The 19,017-nt window shown below is 64.5% G+C and carries 14 protein-coding genes; 7 read left to right on the forward strand and 7 right to left on the reverse strand.

The features are described from left to right. Positions 1-79: 79 nt before the first annotated feature. Together fabI and HFRIS_RS15520 are read left to right on the forward strand one after the other, a co-directional pair. Complete coding sequence (fabI, locus tag HFRIS_RS15515; protein WP_006464348.1) at positions 80-862, forward strand: enoyl-ACP reductase FabI; 783 nt, start codon at positions 80-82, stop codon at positions 860-862. A 389-nt stretch (positions 863-1,251) separates the two neighbouring features. Continuing rightward, positions 1,252-2,796 (forward strand): DEAD/DEAH box helicase, encoded by a 1,545-nt coding sequence (locus HFRIS_RS15520; protein ID WP_006464349.1) that lies wholly within the window; start codon positions 1,252-1,254, stop codon positions 2,794-2,796. Positions 2,797-2,887: 91 nt separating this feature from the next. Here the strand turns inward: HFRIS_RS15520 and HFRIS_RS15525 are convergent, their stop codons facing one another. From HFRIS_RS15525 to HFRIS_RS15540, 4 genes are read right to left on the reverse strand one after another with little or no spacing between them, the layout of a single operon-like run. After that, a complete protein-coding gene (locus HFRIS_RS15525; RefSeq protein ID WP_039876001.1) occupies positions 2,888-3,523 on the reverse strand; it encodes a PqiC family protein in 636 nt (211 codons plus the stop codon). Next, positions 3,520-5,148 carry a PqiB family protein gene (locus HFRIS_RS15530; protein ID WP_006464351.1) on the reverse strand — a complete coding sequence of 543 codons (1,629 nt, stop codon included), beginning with the start codon at positions 5,146-5,148 and terminating at the stop codon, positions 3,520-3,522. Before HFRIS_RS15530 ends, HFRIS_RS15525 begins: the two co-directional genes overlap by 4 nt. Beyond that, positions 5,145-5,840 (reverse strand): paraquat-inducible protein A, encoded by a 696-nt coding sequence (locus HFRIS_RS15535; protein ID WP_006464352.1) that lies wholly within the window; start codon positions 5,838-5,840, stop codon positions 5,145-5,147. Before HFRIS_RS15535 ends, HFRIS_RS15530 begins: the two co-directional genes overlap by 4 nt. Then, positions 5,837-6,478: a paraquat-inducible protein A gene (locus tag HFRIS_RS15540; protein WP_006464353.1), complete on the reverse strand. Its 642-nt coding sequence runs from the start codon at positions 6,476-6,478 to the stop codon at positions 5,837-5,839. The genes HFRIS_RS15535 and HFRIS_RS15540 overlap by 4 nt, the downstream gene beginning before the upstream one ends. A 722-nt stretch (positions 6,479-7,200) precedes the next feature. Between HFRIS_RS15540 and leuA the strand changes: the two genes are divergently transcribed. From leuA to HFRIS_RS15555, 3 genes are all read left to right on the forward strand, one after another. Next, a complete protein-coding gene (gene leuA / locus HFRIS_RS15545; protein WP_039876004.1) occupies positions 7,201-8,904 on the forward strand; it encodes a 2-isopropylmalate synthase in 1,704 nt (567 codons plus the stop codon). Between the two features lie 268 nt (positions 8,905-9,172). Beyond that, positions 9,173-10,381 carry an NnrS family protein gene (locus HFRIS_RS15550; protein WP_006464355.1) on the forward strand — a complete coding sequence of 403 codons (1,209 nt, stop codon included), beginning with the start codon at positions 9,173-9,175 and terminating at the stop codon, positions 10,379-10,381. Positions 10,382-10,604: 223 nt separating this feature from the next. Continuing rightward, entirely contained in the window at positions 10,605-12,356 is a 1,752-nt protein-coding gene (locus HFRIS_RS15555) for a methyl-accepting chemotaxis protein (RefSeq protein WP_006464356.1), read from the forward strand. Between the two features lie 20 nt (positions 12,357-12,376). Here HFRIS_RS15555 and egtB read toward each other — a convergent pair whose 3' ends face one another. Continuing rightward, on the reverse strand, positions 12,377-13,702 hold the full coding sequence (gene egtB / locus HFRIS_RS15560; RefSeq protein ID WP_006464357.1) for an ergothioneine biosynthesis protein EgtB: 1,326 nt from the start codon (positions 13,700-13,702) through the stop codon (positions 12,377-12,379). Between the two features lie 85 nt (positions 13,703-13,787). Next, positions 13,788-14,813, reverse strand: coding sequence for an L-histidine N(alpha)-methyltransferase (gene egtD, locus HFRIS_RS15565; protein WP_006464358.1), 1,026 nt, complete (start codon positions 14,811-14,813; stop codon positions 13,788-13,790). A gap of 335 nt (positions 14,814-15,148) precedes the next feature. Here egtD and HFRIS_RS15570 point away from each other — a divergent pair, with 335 nt between their 5' ends. Together HFRIS_RS15570 and HFRIS_RS15575 are read left to right on the forward strand one after the other, a co-directional pair. Beyond that, entirely contained in the window at positions 15,149-17,053 is a 1,905-nt protein-coding gene (locus tag HFRIS_RS15570; RefSeq protein ID WP_006464359.1) for an ABC transporter transmembrane domain-containing protein, read from the forward strand. Positions 17,054-17,135: 82 nt separating this feature from the next. Further along, a complete protein-coding gene (locus HFRIS_RS15575; RefSeq protein ID WP_006464360.1) occupies positions 17,136-18,254 on the forward strand; it encodes an NADH:flavin oxidoreductase/NADH oxidase in 1,119 nt (372 codons plus the stop codon). 109 nt (positions 18,255-18,363) lie between these two features. Here HFRIS_RS15575 and HFRIS_RS15580 read toward each other — a convergent pair whose 3' ends face one another. Further along, positions 18,364-19,005: a DedA family protein gene (locus HFRIS_RS15580; RefSeq protein ID WP_039876006.1), complete on the reverse strand. Its 642-nt coding sequence runs from the start codon at positions 19,003-19,005 to the stop codon at positions 18,364-18,366. Positions 19,006-19,017: the final 12 nt, after the last annotated feature.

Below are 19,017 nucleotides of genomic sequence, written 5' to 3' on the forward strand. Positions count from 1 at the left end.
CGCCATCACCATCGGCCGCCCCGCGCGCCCGCCTGCCAGGCGGCCCTACGCAGGACGCGGCGGACCATACGGAGTCATCATGGCATTTCTGCAAGGCAAAAAAATTCTGATCACCGGCTTGCTGTCCAACCGTTCCATCGCCTACGGCATCGCCCAGGCGTGCAAGCGCGAAGGCGCCGAACTGGCCTTCACCTACGTCGGTGAACGCTTCAAGGACCGCATCACCAAGTTCGCCGAAGAGTTCGACAGCAAGCTGGTCTTCGACTGCGACGTCGGCAGCGATGAGCAGATCAATGCCTTGTTCGCCGACCTGGGCAAGTCCTGGAGCCAGCTGGACGGCCTGGTCCACGCCATCGGCTTCGCCCCGGCCGACGCCATCGCCGGCGACTTCCTGGAAGGCTTCTCGCGCGAAGGCTTCAAGATCGCCCACGACATCTCGGCCTACAGCTTCCCGGCCATGGCCAAGGCCGCCCTGCCGCTGCTGTCGCCCAACGCCGCCCTGCTGACCCTGACCTACCTGGGTTCGGAGCGCGTGGTCCCCAACTACAACACCATGGGCCTGGCCAAGGCCTCGCTGGAGGCGTCGGTGCGCTACCTGGCCGAATCGCTTGGTCCCAAAGGCGTGCGCGTCAACGGCGTCTCCGCCGGTCCGATCAAGACCCTGGCCGCCAGCGGCATCAAGGGCTTCGGCAAGATCCTGGGTGCCGTGGCTGCCACTGCCCCGCTGCGCCGCAACGTGACCATCGAAGACGTCGGCAATGCCTCGGCCTTCCTGCTCTCCGACCTGGCCTCGGGCATTACCGGTGAAATCACCTACGTGGACGGCGGCTTTTCGCGCGTAGTTGGCGGAATGGCAGAATAAGCAAGCCTCATCCGCAAATAAAAGACAGTTATCGAAAACCTTTGGTGCTAATTTCGATGTTTTACTGTATGATTCGCCTTGTGCATTGCAATAACCGATGCACAGGCGAATCGGACGTGAACCCTGGCTTCCAGGATTTCCAGCCAGATTCGCCCAAGCAGCTTCGCAAGCCTTACCTGTCATAACGACAAGTTCCCCGTAAAAGCCCCCCGCCCCTGGCATCCCTTGATGATGCCGTCCCGGCGCAAAGCTTTTGTGCCGAAATTTCTTTGTATTTTTCATAGTCATTTCGTCGGTTGGCGTTGCTTTTTTTCGTTCAGACACTCGATGTCCGGCGCGCTTGCGTGCGCCCGTCTCGTGCCTGGCGTATCACATTCACGAAAGAGATTATGACTTTTGAAGCACTCGGCCTGAACCCTTCGATCATCAAAGCCCTGACCGAAGCAGGCTATACCTCCCCGACCCCGGTCCAGGAAAAAGCCATCCCCGCCGCCATCAGCGGCCAGGATCTGCTGGTGTCCTCGCAGACCGGTTCGGGCAAGACCGCCGCTTTCATGCTGCCCTCGCTGCACCAGCTGGCAGACCTGCCGCAGGCGCCGCAGGCCGCCCGTACGCCCAACCAGGAACGCCAGGCCACCCGTGCCCGTGGCGAGCGTCCGCGTTACCAGCCGGCACAGCCGAAGATGCTAGTGCTGACCCCGACCCGCGAACTGGCCCTGCAAGTGACCACCGCCACCGACAAGTACGGCTCCTACATGCGCCGTGTGCGCGTGGTGTCGATCCTGGGCGGCATGCCCTACCCGAAGCAGATGCAACTGCTGTCGCGCAATCCTGAAATCCTGGTGGCCACCCCGGGTCGTCTGATCGACCACATGGAATCGGGCAAGATCGATTTCTCGCAGCTGCAGATCCTGGTGCTGGACGAAGCTGACCGCATGCTGGACATGGGTTTCATCGACGACATCGAAAAGATCGTCGCCGCTACCCCGACCACCCGCCAGACCATGCTGTTCTCGGCCACGCTGGACGGCGTCGTCGGCAACATGGCCAAGCGCATCACCAATAACCCGCTGACCATCCAGATCGCCAGCTCGTCGACCCGTCATGAAAACATCATGCAGCGCGTCCACTTCGTGGATGACCTGTCGCACAAGAACCGCCTGCTGGATCACCTGCTGCGCGACACCAGTATCGACCAGGCCGTGATCTTCACCGCCACCAAGCGTGACGCCGACACCATCGCCGATCGCCTGAACATCGCCGGTTTCGCTGCCGCCGCACTGCATGGTGACATGCACCAGGGCGCCCGTAACCGCACCCTGAACAGCCTGCGCCGTGGTCAGGTGCGCATGCTGGTGGCCACCGACGTGGCCGCCCGCGGCATCGACGTGCCGGGCATCACCCACGTGTTCAACTACGACCTGCCCAAGTTCGCCGAAGACTACGTGCACCGTATCGGTCGTACCGGTCGTGCCGGCCGCAATGGCGTGGCCATCTCGCTGGTCAATCACGCTGAAGGCATGCAGGTCAAGCGCATCGAGCGCTTCACCAAGCAGACCATCCCGGTCGATGTGGTGGAAGGTTTCGAACCGAAGAAGTCGGCTGCACCGCGCAGCCCGCGCAAGCCGGGTGGCTGGCGTCCGGGCGACGGCCGCAGCAACAGCGGCCCGCGCTACGGCGCCGGCAATCGTGAAGGCGGTGGTCATCGCGAAGGTGGTTTCGGTGGTCATCGCGAAGGCGGCAACCGTGAAGGTGGCTTCGGTGGCAATCGCGAAGCCGGCGGCTACAGCGGCAACCGCGAAGGTCGCAGCTTCGGCGGCGCCAAGCCGGCCGGTGGTCCGCGTCGCGAAGGCGGTGCTGGCGGTGGCTACAAGGGTAACAACGGTGGCGGCTTCCGCGCCGACGGCCCGCGTCGCTCCTACGGTGATCGTTGATCGCTACTGATCACTGACCGGTCTTGAGATGTTGAAAAGCCGCTTCCGAGGAAGCGGCTTTTTCTTGGGTGCTTGATCGATCCGGACGATCTCACCCCGAACACTGCCCACCCTGCCCCGCCTGCAAAGCGCGTACGCCATCGGCAATCGCCTGCGCTGCCTGCGCGACGGCCTTCTGGGTGGCGGCGACCACGTCGGCATTGGCGCCACCGCTGACCGGCTCCACGACCGTCAGCCGACAGGCGCCGCTGCGGCGGTCGTCGGAGCGGGTGATGGTCCAGCCGAAGGCGGCCTGGACGCGTCCACCGCGGGCGGCATCGAAGTCGCGTAGCTCGACATTGATCCGATAGCTGGCCTGGTCAGCCGGGCGACCACCCCGCGAGACGTCGATGGCGCCCAGGCGCGCGGCCACGCCGGCGGCCAGGGCATCGCGCAACTCATTGTTGAAGGGCGAGGACCAGCGGTCCTGTTCCAGCACCTCCAATCGGGTGGCATCGCTGCGCACCACCAGTTGCGGACGGGCCAGGCGGTCGGGTACCGCCACCGGCATCACCTCGATGAAGGTCTGCGGCCCCTGGCTGGCGGTGCGTACCGCCGGCGTGCTGTCGGCCGGGCTGGCCAGGGTGTAGAACGTCGCGGGCGGCGAACTGCCGCAAGCGGCCAGCAGTGACGCCACCAGGGCGGCGGCCAGGGTCTTGGGAGAGAGGCTGTTCCTGTTGTGCATCATGGCTCCTGTTTGCCCCGGATCAGCGATTCCGGATGCTGTTGCAGGTAATCGGTCAAGACGCGGATCGAGGCCGCGGCCTTGGACAGTTCCTGCATGGTCTGGCGAATGTCCTGCTGCAGGGGTGCGTCGTCGGACAAGGTGCGCTCGGCCGCATTGAGGGTCTTGCGGGCATCCTTCATGGCGGCCTGCATCTCGGGTGCGATGTCGTTGTTGATGCGCGCAGCGGTCTGCTCGGCGGTCGACAAGGTCTTGTTCAAGGTCTTCAGGGTGGTCTGCAGATCGCGACCGATCTCGTCGAACGGTACCTTGGAGAGCTTGCCGGCGATATCCGAGAGCTGCTGCTGCAATGCGTCCAGGCTGCCCGGAATGGTCGGCAACTCCAGCGGCACTTTCTCAGTATCGATCTGTGCCGGTTTGGCCTTGGGGAAGAAGTCGAGCGCCACGTACAACTGGCCGGTCAGGAGATTGCCGTTGCGCAGCTGGGCGCGCAGGCCGCGCTTGACCAGCAGGCGCAGCAGTTGCGCATTGGAGCGGCGCTCCTCGCCGGTCTCTTCGTGGAAGCGGCGACCCAGGCGGTCCGGATAGATCTGCACCAGCACCGGCATGCGGAATTCGCGGCGCTCGCGGTCGTACTCGACGCCGATGCTCTTGACCTCGCCCAGCACCACGCCACGGAAATCGACGGTCGCGCCCGGCTGCAGGCCACGCAGGGACTGGTCGAAATACAACAAGGCCGTCTGCGGCACGCCATCGGGCTCCTTCATGGCAGCGCTTTCGTCTTCGACCAACGGATATTCAGAACCTTCCTTGGCCGGGGCACTGACGCGATCTTCATCGCGGTCACGGAAGGCGATGCCCCCCAGCACCACCGTCGACAGCGCCTGGGTATGCAGCTTGAAGCCGCTGGCATTGAGTTCCATGTTGAAGCCGCTGGCATGCCAGAAGCGCGAAGCCTGGGTGACGAACTTGTCGTAGGGGGCATTGACGAAGATGCGCAGGGTCACGCCACGTCCATCCGAATCGAGATCATAGGCCACCACCTGACCCACCTTGATACGCCGGTAGAAGATGGGGGAGCCGATATCGAGCGAGCCCAGGTCGTCCGTATGCAGCACGAACTGGCGACCCGAGGCATCCCGCGTGACGATGGGCGGCTGCTCCAGACCGACGAATTCCTTCTTGGTCTCTTCCGAGACACCGGCATCGGCACCGATATAGGCGCCCGAGAGCAAGGTGCCCAGCCCCGAGATGCCCGAGGCGGCGATGCGCGGGCGCACCACCCAGAAACGCGTGTCTTCGGCATTGAAGCCGGAGGCCTCCTGGTTGAGCTGGATACCCACCAGCACGTGCGAGCGGTCGGCGGCCAGCTTCAGGGTCTGCACCTGGCCGATTTCCACATCCTTGTACTTGACCTTGGTCTTGCCGGCTTCCAGGCCCTCGGCCGAGCGGAAGCTGACCGTGACCACCGGGCCACGCTCGACCAGGATCTTGGCCACCAGCGTCAGCCCGACGATGGCCGCGATGATGGGAATGAACCAGACCAGCGAGGGCAGCCAGTTGCGCTGGCGCGTGCGCCGGGGCTGCAGCAGCGCCGGTTTGTCCTGGGGGGTGTCAGGTGGGGTCATGCGGGTTCCTGTTTCTTGTTGACAGTTGAAATCGGGGTGGCATCGTCCCAGATCAGGCGAGGATCGAAGGAGAGCGAGGCCAGCATGGTCAGCACCACCACCGCACCGAAGGCGGCAATGCCGATGCCGGCGTGGACGTTGGCAAAACCGTGGATCTTGACCAGCCCGGTCAGCACCGAGACCACGAACACGTCCAGCATGGACCAGCGTCCGATGGCTTCGACCAGGCGATACAGCTTGGCCCGTTGCAGGCGCTGCCAGCGGCTGCGGCGGCGCGCCGAGATGACCAGGATGCCCAGCGCCACCAGCTTGAACAGCGGCACCAGGAAACTGGCCACGAAGACCACCAGCGCCAGCCCCCATTCGCCCGAGGTCCAGAAATAGATGACGCCGGAGAGGATGGTGTCGCGCTGTTCATCGAGCAGCGTACTGGTGACCATCACCGGCATCATGTTGGCCGGGATGTACATGATGCAGGCCGCGATCAGCAGCGCCCAGGTGCGGGTGAGACTGTCGATCTTGCGCACGTGCAACGGCGCGTGGCAGACGCCGCAGTGCTCGTGCTCGGTGGCGCCTTGCCAGACCGTGCCGCAGTGGTGGCAGCCGATGACGCCCTGCGAGGCGGCGTCCGCCACCTGCAGGTCTTCATCTTCGGCCAGGGTGGCGCTGGCCGGTTCATGGGCGCGGCTCATGCGCCTGCTCCCTGGTCACCGAACTGCTCGGCCTGCTGCTGCTCCCACAGATGCCACAGATAGCGCGGATTGAACGACACCACCACCGTCAGCAGCACCGTCAGGCCGCCGAAGGACCACAGCGCCGGACCGGGAATCACCTCGGCCATGTTGGACAGCTTGATCAGCGCCACCAGGATGCCCAGCATGAAAACTTCGATCATGCCCCACGGCCGCGCTGCCTGCATCAGCCGCAGCAGCAGCACGAAACCGGGCGGCCGGGTCGCACGCGCCGCCGGCAGCAACAGGTAAAGCAGCACGCCCAGCTGGATCAGCGGGAACAGCAGGGTCGTGGCCAGCACCAGCAGCGCCACTTCCGACATGCCATCACGGGTGAGCGCGACCACCGCGCCGATCAGGGTGGTCTGGCTGGACAGGCCCTGCAGTTCGATGGTCACGATAGGGAAGACATTGGCGATCACGAACAGGATCAGCGCGCCCACCGTCAGCGGCAGCAGGTGCTGCAGGCGCTTGCCGGTATCGCGCTCAAGCTCGGCGCCGCAGCGCAGGCAACGGGCGATCTCGCGCTCCCCGAGCGGCATGCGCTGGTAGACGGCGTCGCATTCTTCGCAAACGATCAGGTCCGGGCGTTTCTGCATGGATGAGGATGGTCCCGCGGGCGGGTGCTGTTGTTATGGTTTCTGCAAGGGCAGCTGACGGGCATGGTGGCGCCATTGCAGGGCTTGCGTTGGAGCGCAATCAGGCAGCGGCGTTCCATCCGCACCACCGTTTGCGGCCCGCCGCGTCAATATAAATGACCTTCGGGTCATTTATCAGACGATTGTAGCAACAAATTTATTTCACTCCGGCAGGGATTTACCTGGCTTTTCCTCTGCTCTGGCAGATAGCGCTTGACAAGCTTGCGGCCAATCTTCTACATTGCTCAGATGACTTCCGCAGCAAACTTCTCCCTACGCCACAACAGCGCCAGCGCCCTGCTAGCGTTGCTATCGGTGTCGCTACTACTAGCCTCGCGCTAAAATCCGCAGTTCCTGCCGTTCCCGCTGATGTCACGCGATCCGGCAAACCCAATCAAATCCAGCAATACCGGCAGTAAAACCAGGCAGTGACGCGCAAGCTGTACCGAGCCGACGTCGCAGCCGCATCAGGCGAAGCGATCATGCATTCGAACACCAGGACCATCCACACTCCGCGCCGGCAAGCATGCCAGCCGAGCTGCGCGCGGCAGGAGATGCCGCCTCTGGCTCTATGACGGGTTGTCTGGCCACGCGCCCGTGGCAGCCAGGCAACCCGATCCGCCACATCTGACGCATTGAAGCATTTCCGCATTCCACGCATTCTTCAGACTTAGAGGTCCATCATGATGTTGAACAACCCCGCCGCCAAATACCGCCCCTTCCCCGCCATCGACCTGCCGGATCGCACCTGGCCCAGCAAGGTGATCGACACCCCGCCGATCTGGATGAGCACCGACCTGCGCGATGGCAACCAGGCCCTGATCGAACCGATGAACGCCGAGCGCAAGCTGCGCTTCTTCGAACTGCTGTTGAAGACCGGCCTGAAGGAAATCGAAGTCGGCTTCCCCTCGGCCTCGCAGACCGACTTCGACTTCGTGCGCAAGCTCATCGTCGAAAACCGCATCCCCGACGACGTCACCATCATCGTGCTGACCCAGTCGCGTGAAGAGCTGATCCGCCGCACCGTGGAATCGCTGGAAGGAGCCAAGAAGGCCATCGTCCACCTGTATAACTCGGTGGCACCGGCCTTCCGCAAGATCGTCTTCAACATGTCGCGCGACGAGATCAAGAACATCGCCGTCACCGGCACCAGGCTGGTCAAGGAACTGACCGATGCGCGTCCCGGCACCGAGTGGCGCTTCGAGTATTCGCCGGAATCCTTCAGCACCACCGAACTGGACTTCTCCAAGGACATCTGCGACGCCGTCTGCGAAACCTGGGGTGCCACGCCCAATCGCAAGATCATCCTGAACCTGCCCTCCACCGTCGAGTGCGCCACTCCCAACGTCTACGCCGACCAGATCGAGTGGATGTGCCGCAACCTGAAGCACCGCGACAGCGCCATCATCTCGGTGCACCCGCACAATGATCGCGGCACCGCCGTGGCCTCGGCCGAACTGGCCGTGATGGCCGGCGCCGACCGCGTCGAAGGCTGCCTGTTCGGCAACGGCGAGCGCACCGGCAACGTCGACCTGGTCACCCTGGCTCTGAACCTGTACACCCAGGGTGTGAACCCGGGTCTGGACTTCTCCGACATCGACGTAGTACGCCAGGTGGTGGAAGAGTGCAACCAGATCCCGGTGCACCCGCGTCACCCGTATGTGGGCGACCTGGTCTTCACCGCCTTCTCCGGCTCGCACCAGGATGCCATCAAGAAGGGCTTCGCCAAGCAGCAGCCCGACGCCATCTGGGAAGTGCCCTACCTGCCGATCGACCCGGCCGACCTGGGCCGCAGCTACGATGCGGTCATCCGCGTCAACAGCCAGTCCGGCAAGGGCGGCATGGCCTACCTGCTGGAACAGGAATACGGCCTGGCCCTGCCGCGCCGCCTGCAGATCGAATTCTCGCGCGCCATCCAGCGCGAGGCCGATGCCACCGGCAAGGAAATCGCTGCCTCCGACATCCACGCCATCTTCCAGCGCGAATACCTGGAGCGCAGCGAGCCCTATGTCTACCGCGCCCACCGCATGTCGGAAGACACGGCCAAGGCCGAGTCGATCAACATCGAAGTCGACATCGTGCGCAATGGCCAGCCAGTCACCGTGCGCGGCAGCGGCAACGGTCCCATCGATGCCTTCGTGCATGCCCTGGGCCTGGACATCAAGCTGATGGACTTCCATGAACACGCCATCGGCGCCGGTGCCGACGCCAAGGCCGCCAGCTACATCGAACTGCGCCTGAACGAAGCCCCGACCGGCTTCGGCGTGGGCATCGACGCCAACATCGTCACCGCTTCCTTCAAGGCCGTGCTGTCTGCCGTGAACCGCCAGATCGCCATCAGCGAGAGCGCCAACCAGGCCGGCTCCTCGCAAGCCAAGGCTGCCTGAAAACGGAACAGCGCCGGCGATCCCGGCCTGTTTCCGTGAGCGTAACGCTTCCAGCGCCGACCTACAGGTCGGCGTTGTTTCGTGCGGTCTCCCTTTTCAGGTTTCTCCCTCCCCATCCCACCCGCGTTCTCTCCGCGCACGGCACATTGCCGTGGCAAAGCATCCCCCCTTTGTTTCATCGCAAAGGCAAGTCCCGGCTGCCGACCTAGAATGCCCCGCTCAGGCCGCCGCACTCCCATGCCGTCGGCCGCCAACCTCGGGACATCCCATGACCCAGATCAGCGTCCGCTCGTCGGCACCCACATCGTCCAAGCTTGGTCCTGCAAACACCCCTCCGCCCCTGTTCTCGCTGGGATTTCGGCCCTTCTTCCTGGCCGGCAGCCTGTGGGCGGCCCTGTGCATAGTGCTGTGGATCGGCATCCTGCACGGTCACGTGGTCTTGCCCACCCATTTCGATGCCCTGAGCTGGCACATCCACGAAATGCTGTTTGGCTGGATCATGGCCGCCATCGCCGGCTTCCTGCTCACTGCCATCCCCAACTGGACCGGCCGCACTCCGGTACGTGGCACCCTGCTCGCGGTATTGGCCGGCCTGTGGCTGCTGGGCCGCGTGGTCGGCACCGTTTCCGCGCTGCTGCCACTGTGGCTGGCAGCGCTGGCTGAACTACTGTTTCCGCTGGCCCTGTGCACCGTAGCCTGGAGCGACATCATCGCCGCCCGCAACCGCCGCAACCTGCCCATGCCACTCCCCGTGGCCCTGCTGGGCGTGGCCGACCTGCTGATGTACCTGCGCGTCGGCGGCGTGGATCTGCCCCCGGGCCTGGACTGGCGCCTGGCACTGGTGGCGGTCTGCATCCTGATGTCAGTGATCGGCGCGCGCATCATCCCGGCCTTCACGCGCAACTGGCTCACGGCACAACGCAGCCCGCTTCAAGTCACCAGCCATCGCTGGCTCGACATGGCCGCCACCGCCAGCCTGCACGCCACGCTGCTGGCCTGGGCCTGCCTGCCCCGCGCCACTGCCGTAGGTGCCCTGCTGTTACTGGCGGCGGCGCTGAACCTGGCCAGGCTGCTGGGCTGGCGCGGCCATGCCACCCTGGCCGAACCCCTGCTGGCCGTGCTGCACCTGGCCTATCTGTGGCTGATCGCCGGCGTAGCCCTGTTGGGCCTGAGCCTGGTGGCGCTACCGACGCTGGAAATCGGCGCCATCCACGCGCTCACAGCCGGTGCCATGGGCAGCATGGTGCTGGGGGTGATGACGCGGGTATCGCTGGGGCATACCGGCCGTGCCCTGCGCGCCGATCGCAGCACCGTCGCCATCTATACGGCCATCAGCGCGGCAGCTGGATGTCGCATTGCAGCAACGTTTATCTCCGGCAACTTGCTCCTGACGATCTCTGCTGCCTGCTGGTCGCTGGCCTTCCTGCTGTTCGTGCTACGCTACGCGGCTGTCCTGAGTCAGCCGCGCGCTGCCTGAGGTCAGCGACACCTATCGCCGCAAGACCGCGTCCCCCCGCACGGCCTTGCAGCTTGATTTGTCGGCCAGCCAATATTGCCGTGAGGATAGATATTCCGTCAGGAATTTACGTGATGGGAAGGTTCTCGTTACACGTAACTGGCTTATCATCGATGGCTGGTCATCACACCAGTTCTTTTGCTTTAGCAGACAAGTCGCAATCACATTTTTCGGGGGGAAAATAATGCGCTTCAGTAATCTCAGCATTGCCACACGCCTGGCCTTCGCCTTTTCGGTCCTGATCCTGGTGATCGCCGCCATCGTCACCCTGGGCCTGATCCGCCTGGGAGACATCAACAAGGCACTCGATCTGGTGGTCAACGACCGCTACAAGAAGATCGCCCTTATCAACACCATCTCCGGCAAGATCGACGACGTCGCCATCGCCGTGCGTAACCAGTTGCTGACCAATAGTCCCGAGCAGGCGACGCGGGAACAGGCGGTCGTGAACGATCTCTCGCTGCAGGTCACGGCACACCTGAAGGACCTCGACGAGATGCTGGTCAATCCCGCGGCCCGCGCGCAACTGGCCAAGGTCATGAAGGCGCGCGATGAATATGCCGCCCAGCGCAGGGAAGTCGAGGCACTCAATGCCAAGGGCCAGCGCGATGCTGCTGTCGAACTGCTCATCACCAAAGTCGGCGCGTTGCAGAAAGCCTACTTCGGTGAACTGGACAACCTGGCCGACACCCAGCAAAAGATGATGGACCAGTCGGTCACCGACGCCGAAGCCGCCTACAACACCACGCGCCTGATCATGCTGTCCTCCGGCCTAGTCTCAGCCCTGTTCGCCGCCTTCATCGCCTGGACCATTTCGCGCAGCATCACCCGGCCGCTCAGCCGTGCCGTCGAAGTGGCCGAGACCGTCGCCGCCGGTGACCTGACCGCCGTGATCGACTCCCGCTCCACCGACGAGACCGGCCGCCTGCTGCACGCACTGGCGGCGATGAACCAGAAGCTCAAGGCCATCGTGCTCGAAGTGCGACGCGGCACAGACTCCATGGTCACCGCCTCGACCCAGATCGCCACTGGCAACCTGGACCTCTCTTCGCGCACCGAGGAACAGGCCAGCGCTCTGGAAGAGACGGCCTCTTCGCTGGAACAACTGACCTCCAGCGTCAAGCAGAACGCCGACCACACCCGCAAATCCAGCGAGCTCGCCGGCACCGCCACGCAAGTGGCCAACCAGGGCGGCCAGGCTGTCAAGCAGGTGGTGCAGACCATGGGCGCCATCAATGATTCCTCGCGCAAGATCGTCGACATCATCTCGGTCATCGACGGCATTGCCTTCCAGACCAACATCCTGGCGCTCAATGCCGCCGTGGAAGCGGCACGCGCCGGCGAACAGGGCCGTGGCTTTGCCGTGGTGGCCTCCGAAGTGCGCGGACTGGCGCAGCGTTCAGCCACCGCCGCCAAGGAAATCAAGGAGCTGATCAACGACTCGGTCAGCCAGGTCTCCTCCGGGACCGAGTTGGTGGCACAGGCCGGCAGTACCATGGATGAGGTGGTCCACAGCATCGAACAGGTCAGCCACATCGTCGGAGAGATTTCAGCGGCCACGCGGGAACAGAGCGACGGCATCGAACAGGTCAACCAGGCCATCATGCAAATGGACAACACCACGCAGCAGAACGCCGCCCTGGTGGAAGAAGCCGCCGCAGCGGCACAGGCGCTGCAGGATCAGGCCCAGCGTCTGCTGGAACTGGTCAGTGTGTTCCGTCTGGACGAGAAGGGGGCAGCACCGGAAATAAGCAGTGTCCCGCGCAGTATTCAGGCCACTGCCGTGCGCAAGGCGCCGCCGGTAGCGGTGGCAGCCGCTGCAAGCCCGGCCAAGGCTTTGCCGGCACGTCCGGCGCCATCAGCGGCGCCCACCGCCCGGCCGGCCCTGCCCGCCAGCCACAAGGAGGAAAAGTCGGACGAGTGGGAGACCTTCTAAATCCGCCGCCGAGCGCGGTATCAGGCCTGGCGTGCCAGCCTGATGCCGCTGACCTGCCAGCGCGCCGTGGCGGGAAAGAAGTTGCGGTAGGTCAGCCGGGCATGATTGAGCGGCGTGGCCGATGACGATCCCCGCAGCACGTACTGGTTGACCATGAACTTGCCGTTGTACTCGCCCACCGCGCCCGGCGCCGCAGCAAAGCCGGGATACGGGGCATAGCTGCTACTGGTCCACTGCCAGGCCACGCCGAAGAACTCACGTCCCTGGCCTTGCAGACGGGCCGCCGCGTGCTCCCACTCGGCTTCGGTCAGCAAACGCGCCCCGGCCCAGCGGGCATAGGCGTCGGCTTCGTAATACGACAGGTGCACGACGGCACGATGCGGTTGCAGCGGCTGCAGACCATACTCGGTGAACTCACGCCATCGCCCGTTTCCGGCGGGCCGCCAATAGAGCGGATGGTTCAGGTCCTGCTGCTTCTTCCACTCCCAACCCTCGGACAGCCACAAGCTGGCGTCCTCATAGCCGCCGGCCTCGACAAAGGCCAGGTATTCGGCATTGTTGACCAGCCGCGAAGCGCACTGATAAGCCTCGACGAACTGGCGATGGCGCGGCGTCTCGTTATCGAAGCAGAAGCCGCTGCCGGCATGACCGATCTCCACCACGCCGGCGTCGATGCGGTGCCATTGCAATTCCAGCTCAACCGGATCGTTCAACTGCATGCTGGCCGGCAGTGGCTGGTAGGCCGGCTGCAGCGGATTGATCGACAACAGCACCTTGATGTCGGTCAGCATCAGCTCCTGGTGCTGCTGCTCATGCTGCATGCCCAGCTCCAGCAGGGCCAGGAAATCCTTCAGCTGGGCCTGCTGCGGCCCCGTGTCGGGATCGGCGCCATCGGCCTCCAGCGCATCGATCAGCAACAGCATGCGTTCGTCCACCTGGGCCCGATAGGCCATCACTTCCTCCAGCGCCGGCCGGGTCAAGAGTCCACGCTGTGGGCGCGGGAATTTTGCGCCCACGCCCTCGTAGTAGGAATTGAAGAGCATGCGGAACTGCGGATGGAATGGCGCAAAACCGGACTGGAAACGCTCCAGCAAAAAGGTCTCGAAGAACCAGGTGGTATGCGCCAGATGCCACTTGATCGGACTGGCGTCGGGCATGGCCTGCACGCAGCAATCCTCGGCCGACAGGGGCTCGGCGATCAGCTGCGACTGACGGCGCAGGCGACGGTAGCGGTCGCCCAGCTTTTCGCGCGGGCGATGGTTGAGTTGCTGGACGGCAGCGTCAATCACGGCATCGATGGTGGCGGCGGTGGCCGCCGCCGCGGATTCCGGGGCAAGCTGCCGCATGGACTGGTCCAGGGTAGTAAGGACTGAGGGCATCCGCTCTCCTGCAAAAAACCTGAAATTCAAGGGATAGGGCTCAACGCGCTCTTCAGCGCGCCTGGGCGTAACACACCGCAAACCAGCGCCGCGCATCGAACCACATCCGGCAGCCGCCGAAACCGGACTGCTCCAGCAGGCCCAGGATGTCCTGCTCGCTGAACTTGTGGCTGTACTCGGTATGGATACGCTCGCCCTGACGGAAGGTACGGCGCGCACCGGGCCAACGGACGATGAGGTCGCGCCTGGCCTCCAGGTGCATTTCGATGCGCTGGAAGCGGGCATTGTAGAAAGCCACATGGCGCCAGTCCCGTGCATTGAAATCGGCATCGATGAGCTCGTTGACGTGCTTGAGTACGTTCAGGTTGAATGCCGCCGTCACGCCCAGGGCGTCGTCATAGGCGGCTTCCAGCACATGCGTATCCTTGACCAGGTCCAGCCCGATCAGGATGCCGCCCTCTCCGCTCGGCAGCGCCGACCGTACACGACGCAGGAAGGCCAGCGCCTGCTGTGGATCGAAATTGCCCAGCGACGACCCGGGATAGAAGAACAGCCGCCGTTGCGCATCCACTTCCGGCGGCAGTGTCAGCGTCGAGGAAAAATCCATCGCCAGCGGCTGCATCGGGATATCCGGGAAACGACGCTGCAAACCCTGCACCGACTGATGCAGGAAGTCGGTGGAAATATCCACCGGTACATACTGCCGTGGCTGCAGCGCCCCGAACAGCGACGCCGCCTTGGCGCAGTTGCCGGCGCCCAGGTCGATCAGGGTGCAGCCGGTACCGACTGCTGCCGCCATGGCGTCCTGATGGGTGGCATAGATGGCCGCCTCGGTGCGGGTCGGATAATACTCGGGCAGATCGCAGATGGCTTCGAACAGCTTGCTGCCCAGGGCATCGTAGAAATACTTCGGCGAGATGTACGCTTCACGGGCGCTGAGCCCGGCCACCAGTTCGGCGCCGGGCTGGCTACAGTGCCCGCTACTGGCTTCTGCACGGGGCTGCCGGTGGTCGGCGCGAATATCGGAATCGGAATCGGAGCTATCCCAGCATGTGGGGATCAGTGCGGGTTGGGCCAAGCGTATCTCCTTGCCAATGACGGTGGGTGGATGCTGCTTCTCTGCGGATGGGCGCTACCGGCTTGGGTACTGTAACAGCCCGGGGCGGTCAGGCAATGGCTGACGGACAACTTTGCGATACACTTTGTCAGATCGTCCGGGGCTGCCGGGGCTATCCTCGGCGCTGTCCCGGGACTGTTTATACTGATGCCTGTTCCGACTAGGGCGCAGCGCGGTGGTTCAACGCGGCAATGAGATTTTCGCCCCGCCCACCGACGTAGCCCGATGGCAACAGGATCGTTGCCCACGGTCCCACGTGTTATCCCTCCAGCGCGCTGGCCCCTAAACCCTGATCCATGTCCATGTCTTCCACGCCGCCGCCTTCGCTCACCCATTCCGCACACCCGACCCAGTCCGCCGACACCGATCCAGACACCAGCCAGGCCAGCGCCACGGCGCGCAAGTCGGCACTGGCGGCGCTGCGCGGCCTGCTGCCTTTTCTTGCTCCCTACAAGAAACAGTTCCTGCTGGCCGGCCTGGCCTTGCTGGTGGCCGCTGCGGCGACCCTGGCGGTGCCCTACGCCTTCAAGCAGATGATCGATCTGGGTTTCGGAGCGGCCGGCACAGGTGCGGCCGGCCCAGGTGCGGCCGGCTCAGGCGCGGCCGGCAGCGCCGCCCACATCAACCTCTATTTCCTGGCCCTGTTCGGCGTGGCCTGCGTGCTGGGGGTGGCCACCGCGCTGCGCTTCTACATGGTGTCGTGGCTGGGTGAACGCGTTACGGCCGACCTGCGCAGCGCCGTCTATGCGCACGTGGTCACGCAAAGCCCGGAGTTCTTCGAAACCACCAAGACCGGTGAAGTGCTCTCGCGCCTGACCACCGACACCACCCTGATCCAGACCCTGGTCGGCACCAGCATCTCGATGGCCCTGCGCAATATCCTGCTGTTCCTGGGTGGCATGAGCATGCTCTTCATCACCAGCGCTCGGCTGACCTCGATCATCATCGTCATGCTGGCTGCCGTGGTCCTGCCCATCGTGTTCTACGGCCGGCGCGTGCGCAAGCTCTCGCGCGCTTCGCAGGACCGCGTGGCCGATGCCTCGGCCATGGCCGGTGAAATCCTCAACGCCATGCCCACGGTACAGGCCTTCACCCATGAGGAAATCGAAGCGCGCCGCTTCGGCCAATCGGTGGAGCGCGCCTTCGAAACCGCCATGGAGCGCATCCGCGCCCGCTCGCTGCTGACGGTGGTGGCCATCCTGCTGGTGTTCGGCGCCATCGTCTTCGTGCTGTGGCTGGGCGCGCATGCGGTCATGCGCGGCGGCATGAGCGGCGGCGAACTCGGCCAGTTCATCCTCTATGCCTCGCTGGTGGCGGGCTCCCTGGGCGCGCTCTCGGAAGTGATGGGCGACACCCAGCGCGCCGCCGGCGCCACCGAGCGCCTGCTCGACCTGCTGGCCGCACACTCACCGGTGCAGTCGGTGCTGCTGCCGGAAAAACTGCCACCGCGCACCGCCAACGGCGCGGCGCTGCACATCGCCGAGCTCGACTTCCACTATCCGTCGCGCCCGGAGCATGCCTCGCTGGCAGGGTTTTCGCTCGATGTCCGCCCGGGCGAAACGGTCGCCGTGGTCGGCCCCTCCGGCGCGGGCAAGACCACGCTGTTCCAGTTGCTGTTGCGCTTCTACGATCCGCAACAGGGCAGCATCCACCTCGATGGCGTGGACATCCGCTACCTGACCCTGCAGGACCTGCGCAACGCCATCGGCATCGTGCCGCAGGACACCGTCATCTTCTCGGCCAATGCCATGGAAAACATCCGCTTCGGCCGGCCCGGTGCCAGCGATGCGGAAGTGATTGCCGCCGCCCAGATGGCCGCCGCCCACGAATTCATCGAACGCCTGCCGCAGGGCTATGAGTGCTTCCTGGGCGAACGCGGCGTGCGCCTGTCCGGTGGCCAGCGCCAGCGTATCGCCATCGCACGCGCACTGTTGAAGAACCCGCCGCTGCTGTTGCTGGACGAGGCCACCAGCGCCCTCGACGCCGAATCCGAACGACTGGTGCAAAGCGCGCTGGAAGCCGCCATGGTGGGACGCACCACCCTGGTCATCGCGCACCGCCTGGCCACGGTGCAGCGCGCTGACCGCATCATCGTGCTGGAGCACGGCCGTATCGTCGAGACCGGCACCCATGCCGAACTGGTCGCCCGCGACGGTCTCTACGCCAGCCTGGCGGCCCTGCAGTTCGAGACCCAGAAGTAGCCAGTGGGCGGTGGCCGACGCGAAATCCTGAAATCCCCTAGACTGCGCATTTCCTTCGCCATCGACATGACAGGAGTTCCGCATGAGTAGCCAATTGTTTTCGCCGCTGAGCCTGCGCGGCATCACCTTGCCCAATCGCATCGCGGTGTCGCCGATGTGCCAGTATTCGGCCGAGGATGGCTTCGTCAACGACTGGCACCTGGTGCACCTGGGCAGCCGCGCCGTGGGCGGCGCCGGCCTGGTCATCATGGAGGCCACGGCGGTGGTCCCCGAAGGCCGCATCACCGCGGCCGACCTCGGTATCTGGAAGGACGAGCACATCGCCCCCCTGCGCCGCATCACCCGCTTCATCGAACAGCAAGGCGCGGTGCCGGGCGTGCAACTGGCGCACGCCGGCCGCAAGGCCAGCTCCCTGCGCCCCTGGGACGGCCCGGCCGGCAGTGTCGCCGTGGCCGAGGGCGGCTGGCTGCCGCGGGCCCCATCCGCGCTGCCCTTTGACACCAGCTACACCGAACCGCAGGCACTCAGCGTCGAGGACATCGCCGCCCTGGTGCAGGCCTTCGCCGATGCCGCCCGACGCGCCCATGCGGCCGGCTTCAAGCTGATCGAACTGCACGGCGCCCATGGCTACCTGGGCCACCAGTTCCTGTCCCCGCTGAGCAATCGTCGCAGCGATCACTATGGCGGCTCCTTCGAGAACCGCATCCGCTTCCTGCTGGAAACCGTGCGCGCCACCCGTGCCGTCTGGCCGGACGAGCTGCCGCTGCTGGTGCGCCTGTCGGCCACCGACTGGGCCGAAGGCGGCTGGACGCCGGACGACACCGTGGCCCTGGCAGCCCGCCTGCGTGAGTTGGGTGTGGACCTGGTGGACGTTTCCAGTGGCGGCAACCTGCCGTCGGCGCCGATTCCGGTCGGCCCCGGTTACCAGACCGGCTTTGCCGCCCGCGTCAAGGCCGAGGCCGGTATCGCCACCGGTACCGTGGGCATGATCACCGACGCCATCCAGGCCGAACACGTGCTGCGCACCGGCCAGGCCGACCTGGTGCTGCTGGCGCGCGAACTGCTGCGCGACCCCTACTGGCCCATGCAGGCGGCACAGCAATTGCGTGAAGACATCGCCTGGCCGCCGCAATACGTGCGCGCCGCCTCCAGCAAGACACCGCTGCGACCGGATGTGCAGTACGGGCGCAACGCCGACTGAGATTTCCTGTGGATAAAAAGAAAAATGCTGCCCGGTCGGGTGTCGACCGGGCAGCATTTTTCATGGAATCCGTAGCAGGGTCTGCCTGCTCCGGATCAGGCTCAACCCATCAGCCCGGACGACGCTTGTGACGGATGTATTCGATGATCCCCGGCAGGATGGACAGGATCACGATCACCACGATCAACAGGCTCAGGTTCTGCTTCACGATGGGCAGGTTGCCGAAGAAGTAGCCGGCATAGCCAAAGCTGGCCACCCAGGCGATGCCGCCGATGACGTTGTAGAGGAAGAAGCGCGGATAGGTCATCGCGCCCACGCCGGCCACGAAGGGCGCGAAGGTGCGCACGATGGGTGCGAAGCGGGCAATGATGATGGCCTTGCCACCGTGCTTTTCGAAGAAGGCATGGGTCTTGTCCAGGTACTCCTTCTTGAAGATGCGTGAATTGGGCTTGTCGAACACCTTGATGCCCAGCATCTTGCCGATCTGGTAGTTGGTGCTGTCTCCCAGGATGGCGGCCACGATCAGGGTCAGCAGCATCAGGTGGATATCGTAGGCACCGGTAGCAGCCAGCGCGCCGGTGACGAACAGCAGCGAATCGCCGGGCAGGATGGGGGTGACCACCAGGCCGGTTTCACAGAAGATGATCAGGAACAGGATCAGGAACAACCAGGGTCCGTAGGAAGCGGCCAGCTCGGCCAGGTGACGGTCGATGTGGACGATGAAATCGACCAGGAACAAGAGAATATCCATAAGGCCTGCAAG

It is taken from the genome of Herbaspirillum frisingense GSF30, from assembly GCF_000300975.2.
Lineage (GTDB): Bacteria > Pseudomonadota > Gammaproteobacteria > Burkholderiales > Burkholderiaceae_D > Herbaspirillum > Herbaspirillum frisingense.